Origin of the sequence: Brevundimonas vesicularis (assembly GCF_027105095.1) — a bacterium.
GTDB classification, from domain to species: Bacteria; Pseudomonadota; Alphaproteobacteria; order Caulobacterales; family Caulobacteraceae; genus Brevundimonas; species Brevundimonas vesicularis_E.
This window is the reverse complement of record NZ_CP114278.1, coordinates 2,372,977-2,385,574: the sequence shown is the minus strand read 5'-3', so window position 1 is coordinate 2,385,574 and position 12,598 is coordinate 2,372,977. Positions and strand designations below refer to the sequence as shown.

At 66.5% G+C, this 12,598-nt stretch carries 11 protein-coding genes; 4 read left to right on the top strand and 7 right to left on the bottom strand.

What is annotated here, in order from left to right; all coding sequences use genetic code 11:
• Positions 1-81 precede the first annotated feature (81 nt).
• Positions 82-291 carry a DUF3126 family protein gene (locus tag O2K97_RS11905; protein WP_017504669.1) on the top strand — a complete coding sequence of 70 codons (210 nt, stop codon included), beginning with the start codon at positions 82-84 and terminating at the stop codon, positions 289-291.
• 81 nt (positions 292-372) lie between these two features.
• Here O2K97_RS11905 and O2K97_RS11900 read toward each other — a convergent pair whose 3' ends face one another.
• Together O2K97_RS11900 and O2K97_RS11895 are read right to left on the bottom strand one after the other, a co-directional pair.
• Positions 373-624 (bottom strand): DUF2164 domain-containing protein, encoded by a 252-nt coding sequence (locus O2K97_RS11900; RefSeq protein WP_055754806.1) that lies wholly within the window; start codon positions 622-624, stop codon positions 373-375.
• Complete coding sequence (locus tag O2K97_RS11895) at positions 621-2,528, bottom strand: ABC-F family ATP-binding cassette domain-containing protein (RefSeq protein WP_269219409.1); 1,908 nt, start codon at positions 2,526-2,528, stop codon at positions 621-623. Before O2K97_RS11895 ends, O2K97_RS11900 begins: the two co-directional genes overlap by 4 nt.
• Before the next feature lie 151 nt (positions 2,529-2,679).
• Here O2K97_RS11895 and ndk point away from each other — a divergent pair, with 151 nt between their 5' ends.
• Both ndk and O2K97_RS11885 read left to right on the top strand, forming a co-directional pair.
• Positions 2,680-3,099, top strand: coding sequence for a nucleoside-diphosphate kinase (gene ndk, locus O2K97_RS11890; protein ID WP_017504672.1), 420 nt, complete (start codon positions 2,680-2,682; stop codon positions 3,097-3,099).
• A 187-nt stretch (positions 3,100-3,286) separates the two neighbouring features.
• Positions 3,287-3,487, top strand: a complete 201-nt coding sequence (locus tag O2K97_RS11885; RefSeq protein ID WP_017504673.1) for a YMGG-like glycine zipper-containing protein — start codon at positions 3,287-3,289, stop codon at positions 3,485-3,487.
• Positions 3,488-3,579: 92 nt separating this feature from the next.
• Here O2K97_RS11885 and O2K97_RS11880 read toward each other — a convergent pair whose 3' ends face one another.
• The 3 genes from O2K97_RS11880 to purM form a co-directional block, all read right to left on the bottom strand.
• Positions 3,580-5,649, bottom strand: coding sequence for a M13 family metallopeptidase (locus tag O2K97_RS11880; RefSeq protein WP_269219408.1), 2,070 nt, complete (start codon positions 5,647-5,649; stop codon positions 3,580-3,582).
• Positions 5,650-5,885: 236 nt separating this feature from the next.
• The gene (purN, locus tag O2K97_RS11875; protein WP_419466122.1) at positions 5,886-6,425 is read right to left on the bottom strand and encodes a phosphoribosylglycinamide formyltransferase; all 540 of its coding nucleotides are present in this window, start codon (positions 6,423-6,425) and stop codon (positions 5,886-5,888) included.
• A 49-nt stretch (positions 6,426-6,474) separates the two neighbouring features.
• Entirely contained in the window at positions 6,475-7,512 is a 1,038-nt protein-coding gene (gene purM, locus O2K97_RS11870) for a phosphoribosylformylglycinamidine cyclo-ligase (RefSeq protein ID WP_269219406.1), read from the bottom strand.
• A gap of 79 nt (positions 7,513-7,591) precedes the next feature.
• On the opposite strand from purM, the gene rnd reads away from it, so the two are divergent.
• A complete protein-coding gene (gene rnd / locus O2K97_RS11865; protein ID WP_269219405.1) occupies positions 7,592-8,740 on the top strand; it encodes a ribonuclease D in 1,149 nt (382 codons plus the stop codon).
• Between the two features lie 147 nt (positions 8,741-8,887).
• Here rnd and O2K97_RS11860 read toward each other — a convergent pair whose 3' ends face one another.
• The gene (locus O2K97_RS11860) at positions 8,888-10,375 is read right to left on the bottom strand and encodes a Ppx/GppA phosphatase family protein (RefSeq protein ID WP_269219404.1); all 1,488 of its coding nucleotides are present in this window, start codon (positions 10,373-10,375) and stop codon (positions 8,888-8,890) included.
• Entirely contained in the window at positions 10,375-12,591 is a 2,217-nt protein-coding gene (locus O2K97_RS11855) for an RNA degradosome polyphosphate kinase (RefSeq protein ID WP_055804537.1), read from the bottom strand. The genes O2K97_RS11860 and O2K97_RS11855 overlap by 1 nt, the downstream gene beginning before the upstream one ends.
• Positions 12,592-12,598 lie beyond the last annotated feature (7 nt).

Sequence of the window (12,598 nt, the reverse complement as noted above, 5' to 3'; positions counted from 1 at the left end):
GGGAAAATGCGCGACGCCGGTTTCCCTGAACCGCCGATGTCTCTAGGGTCCGCCGCCAACGTCCAGACCATGAGGCCCCCCGTGAAAGACACCGACCTGAAGCGCATCGAGGCCCACCTCAAGCGCACCTTCAACACCGGCGGAATCATCGTGAAGGCCCGCCCCAAGCAGAATGACTCGGCCGAGGTCTATGTCGGCGACGAGTTCATCGGCATCGTCTTCGAGGATGAGGACGAGGAAGGCTCGTTCATGTTTGAAATGGCGATCCTGGCCGAAGATCTTCCGGCCTGAAACGCCGACCGATCCAACCGCCCGGCGTGAATGCGCCGGGCGGTTTTCGATTGCGCCGACCCGTTCCGCGATGCGGGGCGGTCAGCGCGTGGGGGCCGCGCGTTCGAGGCCGTACAGCGCCTCGACGATGTCCTCGGCCTTCTGCTGGACCAGTTGCTGGGCGTCGTGGACGCCGCGATTGTAGAAGGCGCCGCCGATCTCCGTGCCGATGAAGTCCAGCAGCATCTCGGCCGGAAGCTGGCCGAGTTCCTGATCCAGTTCTCGGGCGAAGTAGTCGCGCAGTTTGGCGGTGATCGCCGCGCGGTCTTCCTTGGAGAATTCGATCGGTTTCATGCGACCTCCGCCAGGGCTTCTTCGGCGGCGACCCAGGCGGCTTCGGCGGCGGCCAGATCTGCCTCGGTCTTGGCGCGGGCGCGGGTCAGGCCTTCCAGGGCCTTGGGATTGCTGACCGAGGCGGTGGCCATGTCGTCGTCGATGCGGGCGATCTCGGCCGTCAGGCGGGTCATGGTCTCCTCGGCCTTCTTGACCGCATGGCGCAGGGTCGAGGGCGAGGGGCCGGATCGCTTCTTGTTGCCCCTATCGTTCGCGCCGCGGGCGCTCTCTACCTGAGTGGCGCCTGAGTTCGCCTTGGCCTCTTCCTTCTTGATCTGGCTGGGCTTGGCGATGGCCTGTTTGGCGCGGTCGAGGACGAATTTGGCGTAGTCGTCCATGTCGCCGTCGAACGGCTTGACCGTGCCGTCGGCGGCCAGCCACAGGCGATCCGCCACCATCTCCATCAGCGAGCGGTCGTGGGTGATCAGGATGACGGCGCCGTTGTAGTCGTTCAGGGCATCCAGCAGGGCGCGACGGCTGTCGATGTCCAGGTGGTTGGTCGGTTCATCGAGGATCAGGACGTGGGGCGCGTCCATCGCCACCATGTTCAGCAGCAGACGCGCGCGTTCGCCGCCAGACAGGCTGTCTACGGTGGTCTCCTGCTTCTCGTAACCCAGACCGAACTGGGCCAGTTTGGAGCGGCGGGCGCTTTCAGGCGCGTCCGGCATGGCGCGGCGGATGATCTCCAGCGGCGTGTCGGTCGGGTCCATGGCCTCGATCTGGTGCTGGTGGAACCAGCCCACGCGCATCTTCCTGTCGCGGTGAAGTTCGCCCTCGGACACGTCCAGGGCGCCGGCGATCATCTTGGCGAAGGTCGACTTGCCCGCGCCGTTGACGCCCAGCAGGCCGATGCGGTCGTCCAGGTCCATGCGCAGGTTCAGATTGCGCAGGATCGGCTTGCCCGGCTCATAGCCCACATTGGCCCGCTCCAGCCGGATCAGCGGCGGGGCCAGCGGGCGCGGCGGCGAGGGCAGGGTGAAGGGGGCGACCCGCTCCTCGATCGTGGTGGCGACCGGCTGCATCTTCTCCAGCCGCTTCATGCGCGACTGGGCTTGGGCGGCCTTGGAGGCCTTGGCCTTGAAGCGATCGACGAAGGCCTGAAGGTGGGCGCGCTCGGCGTCCTGCTTGGCCTTGGCCGACAACTGCAGCCGCGCCTTTTCCGCGCGCGCCTTTTCGAAGGCGTCGTAGTTGCCGGTGTAGAGCGTCAGCGTGTGGTTCGCGAGGTGCAGGATATGGGTGCAGACCTCGTTCAACATCTCGCGGTCGTGGGAGATGATCAGGGCGGTGTGCGGGTATTTCTTCAGCCGCGCCTCGAGCCACAGGGCGCCTTCCAGGTCGAGGTAGTTGGTCGGTTCGTCCAGCAGCAGCATGTCCGGCTCGGCGAACAGGGCGGCGGCCAGGGCGACGCGCATCCGCCAGCCGCCCGAGAACTCGGACATCGGCCGAGCCTGGTTTTCCTGGTCGAAGCCCAGACCGACCAGGATTTCGGCGGCGCGCGCGGGCGCAGCGTCGGCGTCGATCTCGATCAGGCGCGACCAGATCTCGCCCATCTCTTCCGGTTCGGCGGTCTCGAGCCGGCCCAGCAGGGTGTGGCGTTCGACGTCGGCCTCAAGAATGGTGTCGATGACGCTGACGGGGGTCGCCGGATGCTCTTGATCGACCGAGCCGATACGGGCGGTCTTGGGCAGGCTGATCTCGTCGCCGGCGGCGTGAAGCTCGCCCAGGATCAGCTTGAACAGCGTGGACTTGCCGATGCCGTTGCGGCCGACCAGACCGACCTTGGAGCCGGGCGGCAGGCTGACGGAGGCGTCCACGAGAAACTTGCGGCCCCAGGCGTTGAAGGTCAGGTCGGTGATCTGGAGCATTGCGGCGAAGGTTCTTCGATTGGTCGGCGTCCCTCAATCGGCAGGTCGCCATGCGGCGTGCGTCAGGGATGCAAAAAGGGACGGTTGGAAACGCGGGAGGTGGTCGCTATAAGCCCGCGACACTCAATCTCCCAACAAGAAGTCAATTCCCATGACCGAACGTACCTTCTCGATCATCAAGCCCGACGCCACGCGCCGCAACCTGACCGGCGCGATCAACGCCGTGATCGAAGGCGCCGGCCTGCGCATCGTGGCCCAGCGCCGCGTCAAGCTGACGACCGAACAAGCCAAGAAATTCTACGAAGTGCACGCCGAGCGCCCGTTCTACGGCGAACTGGTCGAGCAGATGACGGCAGAGCCGGTCGTCGTTCAGGTGCTGGAAGGCGACAACGCCGTCGCCGCCTATCGCGAAGTCATGGGCGCCACCAACCCGGAACAGGCCGCCGAAGGCACCATCCGCAAGCAGTTCGCCCTGTCGATCGGTGAAAACTCGGTCCACGGTTCGGACAGCCAGGACAACGCCAAGATCGAGATCGCGCAGTTCTTCACCGATGACCAGATCGTCGGCTAAGCGCTCAAGTCGCGAGCATAAGGCGCTCAAGTCGCGAGGGACCGCGTCCCGAGCGTAGCGCAAAAAAGAAGAGCTATACGAGAGCGAAGCCCCTCGCATAGCGTGACTATATAGGCCCGCGCCCGGAACCGGACGCGGGCCTTGTCGTTTGGTGGTCATTATCTCGTTCGTCTCCCGGAGAAGACCCATGAAGACCATGATCAAACTGGCCCCCGTCATCGGCGTTGTGGCCCTGCTGGCCGCCTGCGGCCAGACGATGGAACAACGCGCCGCCACCGGCGCCCTGGGCGGCGCCGTCGCCGGTCAGGTCATCGGCGGCAACACGGGTTCGACCGTGGCCGGCGCCGCAATCGGCGCCGTCGCCGGCGCGGCGACCAAGCCCCGCTAAATCAGGCTAAGGCTCTTGGGCGAAAGCCCGGATGACAAAAAAGGCCCGGAGCGTTCGCTCCGGGCCTTTTCTACGTCTGGCGTCCAGCGCCCTTACCAGATGCGGGCGCGGGCGTCGGGCGCGATATATTCCTTCTGGTCCGGGGAGACGCCGAAGGCCGCGTACCAGGCGTCGATGTTGCGCGGCGAGGTCGCGGCGCGCACCGGGCCGGGCGAGTGCGGATCGGTGGTCAGCTGCTCCTTCAGCGCCGCCTCGCGCGATTTCTCGCGCCAGACCTGCGCCCAGCCCAGGAAGACGCGCTGATCGCCCGTCAGCCCGTCGATGACCGGCGCCGGCTGGCCGTTCAGGGACTTGTGATAGGCGTCCAGGGCCAGCAGCAGGCCGCCCAGGTCGGCGATGTTCTCGCCCATCGTCAGGTCGCCGTTGACGTGCACGCCGGGGATCGGCTCCAGCTTGTCATAGATGTCGCCCAGCACCTTGGCGCGCGCCTCGAAGCGGGCGGCGTCTTCCGGCGTCCACCAGTCGCGCAGCACGCCGTCGCCGTCCGATTTGCGGCCCTGATCGTCGAAGCCGTGGGTGATCTCGTGTCCGATGACCGCGCCGATGCCGCCGTAATTGACGGCCGGGTCCGCGTTCAGATCGAAGAAGGGCGCCTGCAGGATGGCGGCCGGGAAGACGATCTCGTTGCGCGGCGGGTTGTAGTAGGCGTTCACCGTCTGGGGCGTCATGCCCCATTCCAGCGGATCGACCGGCTTGCCGATCTTGCCGCGCTTATAGGCCCATTCGAAGGCCGATGAGCGCTCGACGTTGCCGTACAGGTCGTCGGCCTTCAGCTCCAGCCCGTCATAGGAGCGCCACTTGTCGGGATAGCCGATCTTCACGCCGAACTTGGACATCTTGTACAGGGCCTGCTCGCGCGTGGGCTCGCTCATCCAGTCCAGGGTCTTCAGCCGCTCGGTCATGGCGTCGCGGATATTGCCGACCAGGGCTTCCATCTGGGCCTTGGACGAGGCGGGGAAGTGCAGGCGGACGTATTCCTGGGCCAGGACCTCTCCGAGTTGCCCGTCCACCAGAGCCACGCCCCGGTTCCAGCGGGGCCGGTTCTCAGGTTGGCCGCGCAGCGTCTTGCCGCGGAAGTCGAAGCGGGCGTCGACGAAGGCCTTTGACAGATAGGGGCTGGCCTGATCGACGACGTTGAACGCCTGCCAGGCCTTCAGCGTCTCGATGGGGGTGTCGGCGAACACCTGGGCGATGGCGGGGATGGCGGTGTTTTCCATCAGCACCAGGGTGTCGACGTCCGACACCTGGGCGCCGGCCAGGAAGCCGGCCCAGTCGAAGCCTGGAGCCAGGGTCGCCAGGTCCGAAGCCTTGGCCGGGTTGTACAGCTTGTCGATCTGGCGTCGCTCGACCGTCGTCCACTGCTTGTCGGCGACCTTGGTTTCGAAGGCCAGGATGTCGGCGGCGGTCTTGGCCGGATCGGCCCAGCCGATGGCGGTCAGGGTGGCCGTCAGATAGGCCAGATAGGCCTCGCGCTGGGCGGCGAAGTCGGGCTTCAGATAGTAGTCGCGGTCCGGCAGGCCCAGCGATCCCTGACCCAGATAGGCCGAGTTTAGGTTGGGGTTCTTCAGGTCTTCGAACACGTCGATGCCGAACAGGGAGCCGCCGAAGCCCGAATGGCTCTCGCCCATCAGGCGCGCCATGCCGGCGTGGTCGGTGACTGCCTTGACGGCGGCGAGGTCGGCGGCCAGCGGCGTTGCGCCCAGCTGCTCGATCTTCGCCTCGTCCATGAAGCTGGCGTACAGGGCGCCGACCTTGCGGGCGTTCTCGTTGGCGGGATTGGCGGCGCTGGTCTCGATGATCGACTTCAGCTGGGACTGGGCGTTCTCATACAGGACGTCGAACGGGCCGAAGCGCGACTTGTCGGCCGGAATCTCGGTCGTGCGCAGATAGGTCCCGTTGGCGTATTCGTTGAAGTCGTCGCCGGGCTTCACCGAGGTGTTGCGACCGGCCAGATCGAAGCCCCAGGCGCCGAAGGGGCTGTGGGCCGCGCCGGCCATGCCGTGCGAATGCTGGGCCGAAGCGTCCTGGGCCGAGGCCGCGCCGCCGGTGAGAGCGACGACGATACAGGCCGAGCAGGCGGCCACCAGACGAATGCGAGTCATGTATAGAGAGGGTCCCGATTGAGGTCGGGCGCACCATTGCGCCGGTGCGGCGGTCTGTCGCATGACGTTTTTGTAATCTTGGTTCTTCTCCCCTCCGCTCATCCCCGCGAAAGCGGGGACGCAGAGTTTGGGGCGCTCATAGGTTTAGATTTTGGAGGCCGTCGGTTATCCGCGACAGCTTGCCCGCAACAGAACTGGGTCCCCGCTTTCGCGGGGATGAGCGGAAAGAGAAGGGGTCAGGCCCGTCCAAGCGCCTTGCAGAAGTCGCCGAGCACCTGCGGGTAAAGCTGATGCTCCGCCGTCTTGACCCGTTCGGCCAGGGCCTCGGCCGTGTCGCCCTCGACGATCGGCACGCGCGCCTGGCCCAGGATCGGGCCTTCGTCCACGCCCTCGGTCACCAGATGGACCGTGCAGCCGGCCTCGGCGTCGCCGGCGGCGATGGCGCGGGCGTGGGTGTCCAGACCCGGATAGAGGGGCAGCAGGCTGGGGTGGATGTTCAGCATCCGCTCGCGCCAGCCGCCGACCAGCCAGGGCGTCAGCACACGCATATAGCCGGCCAGCGCCACGACCTCGACGCCGGCGTCGCGCAGTACGGCGTCCACCGCCCGCTCATGCGCCTCGCGATCCTTGCCGAACGGTTTGTGCGCCACGGCCGCTGTCGCCACGCCCTTGGCCGCCGCAATCGCCAGACCGCCCGCGCCCTCGATGTTCGACAGCACCAGCACGACCTCATAGCCGCTGTCCGGCGCCTGACCGGCGTCGATCAGAGCCGCCATGTTGGAGCCCGCCCCCGAGATCAGGACGGCGACGCGCGTGGTCACGAGATCAGGCCGCTTCCAGTTGTCCGCAGACGAAGGCGACTTCGCCGGCGTTGAGCAGGGCGGCCAGCACCGGCTCGGCGTTCTCGGGCGCGACGATCAGGATGAAGCCGACGCCGCAGTTGAAGGTGCGGCGCATCTCGTGGTCGCTGATGCCGCCGGTCTCGGCCAGCCACTGGAAGACGGCGGGCATCGGCCAGGCGTTCCAGTCGAAGCGGGCCTGCAGGCCGTCGGCGATGCAGCGCGGGGGGTTTTCGATCAGGCCGCCGCCGGTGATGTGGGCCGCGCCCTTGACCAGGCCCGCCTTCATGATGGGCAGGACCGGCTTCACATAGATGCGGGTCGGCTCCATCAGGGCCTGGGCCAGCGAACGGTCCTTGGCGAAGGGGGCGTCGTCGCCCCAGGCCAGGCCGGACTTCTCGACCACCTTGCGCACCAGCGAATAGCCGTTGGAGTGCGGGCCGGTGGAGGCCAGGCCGATGATGACGTCGCCGGCCGCCTGGCGATCCAGATAGGGCAGGGCGTGGCCGCGCTCGACGGCGCCCAGGCTGAAGCCGGCCAGATCGTAGTCGCCCTCGGTGTACATGCCCGGCATTTCGGCGGTTTCGCCGCCGACCAGGGCGCAGCCGGCCTGGCGACAGCCCTCGGCGATGCCGGCGACGACGCGGCGGGCGGCGTCGATCTCGAGCCGACCGGTCGCGTAATAGTCGAGGAACAGCAGGGGTTCGGCGCCCTGGGCCAACAGGTCGTTGACGCACATGGCGACCAGGTCGACGCCAACGCCGTCATGACGGCCGGTCTCGATCGCGATCTTCAGCTTGGTGCCGACGCCGTCGGTCGTGGTGACGATCAGCGGGTCCTGGAAGCCGGCGGCCTTGAGGTCGAACAGGGCGCCGAAGCCGCCCAGCGAGGGCTCCGATCCGGGGCGCGCCGTCGATTTGGCCAGCGGCTTGATATGTTCGACCAGCATTTCGCCCGCGTCGATGTCCACGCCCGCATCGGCGTAGGTCAGACCGTTGTCGAGAGGCTTTTGGGTGTCGCTCATGGGATCTCGGGCCTGAATCGGGGCGGAAATGCAGCGCGGCTCTTGCCACAGGTAGGATGCGCGGGGCTATAGCATCGGAATGACGCCGATCACCACCACCGAGGCGCTGGCCGATTTCTGCGCCCGCGTAGCTAACGCTCCTTTCATTACGGTCGACACCGAGTTCATGCGGGAAACGACCTATTGGCCGAAGCTGTGCCTGATCCAGGCGGCCTCGGCCGATCACGCCGCCATCATCGACCCGATGGCGGAGGGGCTGGATATGGAGCCGTTCCTGAACCTGCTGCGCGACGAGAAGATCGTGAAGGTCTTCCACGCCTGCCGACAGGACGTAGAAATCTTCGTGCGCCTTGGGGCCATGCCCAAGCCGATGTTCGACACCCAGGTCGCCGCCATGGCCGCCGGGTTCGGCGAACAGGTCGCCTATGATTCGCTGGTGCGGCAGATGCTGCGGATCGAGGTGGACAAGGGCAGCCGCTTCACCGACTGGGCGCGCCGGCCGCTGTCGGAGAACCAACTGGTCTATGCGCTGGGCGATGTGACCCACCTTGCGGCGCTCTATCCCAAGCTGCGCGACCGGCTGCAGAAGGAAGGCCGGCTGGAGTGGGTGATGTCGGAGATGGAGAGCCTGACCGATCCGGCCCTCTACGACACCAATCCCGAAAACGCCTGGAAGCGGCTGAAGCCCAAGAAGTTCTCGGCCAAATATTTGGCGGCGTTCAAGGCCGTCGCCGTCTGGCGCGAGCGGGCGGCGCAGGAGCGCGACCAGCCGCGCGGCCGCATCCTGAAGGACGAGGGCATCGACGAGATCGCCCAACAGACCCCGACGGATGTCGAGGCCTTCAATCGCCTGCGCTCGGTGCCCAAGGGTTTCGGCGGTTCACGGCTGGGTCTGGAACTGGCCGAGGAGCTGAAACGAGTTCTGGCCGATCCCGAAGCCTTTGCGCCCGAGATGGAGCGCCCCGCCCATCGCCAGCCGGCCCCGCCGTCGGTGGTGGAGCTGTTGAAGGTGCTGCTGAAGGCCAAGAGCGACAACGCCGGCGTGGCCTCAAAGCTGATCGCCACCGTGTCGGACCTGGAAAAGATCGCCATCAGCGACGACGCCGACATCGACGCGATGAAGGGCTGGCGCCGCCAGATCTTCGGCGAGGACGCGCTGAAGCTGAAGCGCGGCGAGATCGCCTTGGTGCTGAACGGCGCGCGGGTGGAAGTCGTCGAGATCGAGTAGGGGAACGTCTCCTCCCCATGCAATGGGGAGGGGGACCACGAAGTGGTGGAGGGGCTGTTGAAGTCCCACGGGCGCCTGTGAGCGTTGAAGAACCCCTCCGTCACGGCGCGCCACCTCCCCCACAAAGTGGGGAGGAGACGGGTCGCTTTATATCTTCAGCCCCAGGTCCATAGCCTCGGCGAGGGCCTTGGCGCGCTTTTTGGTCTGTTCGCCCAAAAGGACGTCGGCATAGCCTTCGGTCGCGGTCAGACGCAGGTCGCCGCCTTTGACCTTGGCGGTGGCGTTGGCCATCAGCTGGGGTGAGCGACCGGACAGGTCGCAGGCCAGGCGGATGGCCAGGCCGATGGCGCGGGCGCGCTTGGCGGCGGCGGCGTCGAGCAGGCGGTCGATGACCTCGGGCTGAGGCGTGGCGGGCGCGCCGCCGTAGCGGGCGTTCATGGCGCTGGCCAAAAAGGCGCGTTCCTTGTGGCTGATGCCGGCGACGGGCGCGCGCAGCACCTGGTCGAAGACTAGCTCCAGCCGGTGATCTGGGTGCAGCCGCGCGCCCAGGTCCGCCAGACGGCAGGCGGCGCTGACCAGTACAGCGTCGCGTTTCTCGCCGAACACCTCGGGCAGGGCGGCGACGATCTCGGAAATCCAACCGTTGAGCGCGCCAGGCAGGGCGGGGGCCACGCCCTGGCGACCGCCCAGGGCGGTGCAGCCGGCCAGCAGCGGATCGGCCGTGCGCGTCGCCTCGTCCAGCGTCTCGAAAAGCAGGCCCTCGCGCACGCCCCAGGCCGACATCTCGATCTGTTTGAGACCGAGATGTTTGATCAACGCCTCAAGCACCAGCCCGGCGTAGGGCAGGGTCTCGGCGCGCTTCTTCGATACGCCGGGCAGTTTGGCCAGGCTGGCCGCCGACTGCTGCGCCACCAGACGCGCGGTCTCCAGCGCCTCCTCGGCCGACATCTGATACTGATGCACGACCTTCAGCGGATAGGATTTCAGGCCCATCTGCACCTGAGCCAGGGTCCGCCAAGCGCCGCCCACGGCGTAGAGGCGCTCGCTCTTGAACTGGCCTGCGACCGGTTTCAGGGCCTGATCGATACGGGCCTTGATGCGCTCGGCGTCGAAGGCCTTGCCGTCAGCCAGAGCAAAAGGACCCAGCGGCAGTGTCAGGCCGTTCTCGACGCCGTCTCCGTTCAGCCGGGTCAGCTCAAGACTGGCGCCGCCCATGTCGGCCGAGACACCGTTGGCCAGGGGGGCGCCAGCCAAAACGCCCATGGCCGCATATTTGGCCTCTTCCTCACCCGACAGGACGCGGATTTGGAGGCCGGTCTCGGCGGCGACCCGTTCACAGAACTCCGGCCCGTCCAAGGCTTCGCGCACGGCGGCGGTGGCGGCGATCAGGGTCGCGTCAGGCCGCACGCCTTCCAGCACGGCGGCGAAACGGCGCAGCGCCGTCATCGCCATGACCACGCCCTCGGGCGACAGTTTGCGCGTCGTCGGCAGGTCGCGGCCCAGGCCGGCCAGAACCTTCTCATTATAGACGGTCCAGATCGCGCGGCCTTCCAGCCGGTACAAGACCAGGCGAACCGAGTTTGAACCAATGTCGATCGCGGCGATGTCGCGGTCGGTAAGCATGATGTCGGGCATCAGCGGCCCGGACGCTCGTAGCGCAGGACGGCGGGCAGGCTCTTGGCCTTGCGGCCGCGCCCGGACAGGCTGGGATTTGTCATGAAGTATTTGTGGGCCGAAAAGGGCCGCTCAGGATCGGCGGGGGTGACGCGTGTATAGCGCCCTTCGGCGTCCAGCACCCAGCTTTGTGCGTCGTCCTTCAGATTAGCGACCATGATCTGGTCCAGCACCTGATCGTGGACGGTGGCGTTGCGGATCGGCGTCATCAGCTCGACCCGGCGATCCAGGTTTCGCGTCATCCAGTCGGCCGAAGAGATAAAGACCTTGGCCTTGTCATGCGGCAGGTCCTTGCCATTGGCGAAACAGACGATGCGGCTGTGTTCCAGGAAGCGGCCGACGATCGACTTGACCCGGATATTCTCCGACAGGCCCGGGACGCCGGGACGCAGGCAGCAGATGCCGCGCACCACCAGATCGATCCGCACGCCCCACTGGCTGGCCCGGTAAAGGGCGTCGATGATCTCGACATCGACCAGGGCGTTCAGCTTGACCCAGATGGCGGCGGGCTTGCCCATGGCGGCGGCCGACATCTCCTTGCCGATCAGTTCGATCAGCGTGGCCTTCATGTTCAGCGGCGAGACGACCAGGGCCTCAAGGTGGTCCGGCGTCGCATAGCCCGTGATGTAGTTGAACACCCGCGTCGCATCGCGCCCCAGGACGGGGTCGCAGGAGAACAGCGACAGGTCGGTATAAACCTTGGCCGTGACGGGGTGATAGTTGCCGGTGCCGAAGTGGCAGTAGGTGCGCAGGCCCTCGCCCTCGCGCCGGACGACGACACTGACCTTGGCGTGGGTCTTGTATTCGACGAAGCCGAAGACGACGTGGACGCCGGCCCGCTCCATCGCCCGCGCCCAGCGCAGATTGGCCTCTTCGTCGAAGCGGGCCTTCAGTTCGACCAGGGCGGTGACGTTCTTGCCGTTCTCGGCCGCCTCGATCAGGGCGGCGACGATGGGGCTGTCCTTGGAGGTGCGGTACAGCGTCTGTTTGATCGCGATGACATTGGGGTCGCGCGCGGCCTGACGCAGGAACTGAACCACCACGTCGAAGCTCTCGAACGGGTGGTGGATCAGCAGATCCTTTTCGCGAATGGCCGCGAAGACGTCGCCGCCATTGTCGCGGACGCGTTCGGGATAGCGCGGCTCATAGCCCTTGAACTTCAGGTCCGGATGGCCGCCGGGGATCAGATCCGACAGCTGGGCCAAACCCAGCATGCCGTCCACCAGAACCACGTCCTGGGGCGCAGCCTCCAGCTCGCCGACGATGAAGTCGCGCAGATCGACAGGCATGGACGCCTCGATCTTGACGCGCACCACCGAGCCCAGACGACGCTGCTTCAGGGCTTCCTCGAACTCCAGTACCAGGTCCTCGGCCTCTTCCTCGATCTCGATGTCCGAGTCGCGGATCAGGCGCAGCACGCCTTTTTCCTGAACCTCGCAGCCGGGGAACAGGTGGTCGATGAACAGCAGCAGCACGTTTTCCAGCGTGATGAACCGCTTGTGCCCCGGTGTGGAGCGGCCGTCGGTCGGCAGTTCCCAGAACCGACGCACCTGGGTCGGCACCGGCACCAAGGCGTAGAAGGTCTTGGTCTCGCCCTTGCGCTTCAGCTTCAGCGCCAGGGAGAAGCCGAGGTTGGGCAGGAAGGGGAAGGGGTGTGCCGGGTCGATGGCGAGCGGCGTCAGGACGGCGAAGAGCTGGTTCAGGAACTCGGGTTCCAGACGTTCGCGCTCGGTTTTGGTGATCTTCTGGCGATCGACGATCTCGATGCCGGCGACGGTCAGCTCCTTCTTCAGCTGACGCCAGCGCAGCTGCTGTTCGGCCATCAGCTCGCCGGCGGCGATGTTGATCCGCTCCAGCTGTTCGGCGGGCGTCAGGCCGTCGGCGGACAGGACGCGCAGCCGTTCGCGTAACTGACCCTTGAGGCCGGCGACGCGAGTCATGAAGAACTCGTCCAGGTTATTGGCCGAGATGGACAGGAACCGCAGCCGCTCCAGCAGCGGGTGGTTGGGGTTGGCCGCTTCTTCCAGCACGCGTTCGTTGAACGCCAGCCACGAGGTTTCGCGATTGAAGAACCGGCTGGGCGAGGCCATCAGCTCTTCGCTCAGCGCCAGTTGAGGGGCGCGAGAGGCGGGAACCTCTTCGCCTCGGGTGTCGTCATGGATCGCGGCGTCGGTCATGAACCGG

Coding starts and splice junctions, on each gene's coding strand:
- O2K97_RS11900 (WP_055754806.1), bottom strand. CDS start 624: ATGAAACCGATCGAATTCTCCAAGGAAGACCGCGCGGCGATCACCGCC.
- O2K97_RS11860 (WP_269219404.1), bottom strand. CDS start 10,375: ATGCCCGACATCATGCTTACCGACCGCGACATCGCCGCGATCGACATT.
- O2K97_RS11880 (WP_269219408.1), bottom strand. CDS start 5,649: ATGACTCGCATTCGTCTGGTGGCCGCCTGCTCGGCCTGTATCGTCGTC.
- O2K97_RS11885 (WP_017504673.1), top strand. CDS start 3,287: ATGAAGACCATGATCAAACTGGCCCCCGTCATCGGCGTTGTGGCCCTG.
- purN (WP_419466122.1), bottom strand. CDS start 6,425: ATGGCGGCTCTGATCGACGCCGGTCAGGCGCCGGACAGCGGCTATGAG.
- rnd (WP_269219405.1), top strand. CDS start 7,592: ATGACGCCGATCACCACCACCGAGGCGCTGGCCGATTTCTGCGCCCGC.
- O2K97_RS11895 (WP_269219409.1), bottom strand. CDS start 2,528: ATGCTCCAGATCACCGACCTGACCTTCAACGCCTGGGGCCGCAAGTTT.
- ndk (WP_017504672.1), top strand. CDS start 2,680: ATGACCGAACGTACCTTCTCGATCATCAAGCCCGACGCCACGCGCCGC.
- O2K97_RS11855 (WP_055804537.1), bottom strand. CDS start 12,591: ATGACCGACGCCGCGATCCATGACGACACCCGAGGCGAAGAGGTTCCC.
- purM (WP_269219406.1), bottom strand. CDS start 7,512: ATGAGCGACACCCAAAAGCCTCTCGACAACGGTCTGACCTACGCCGAT.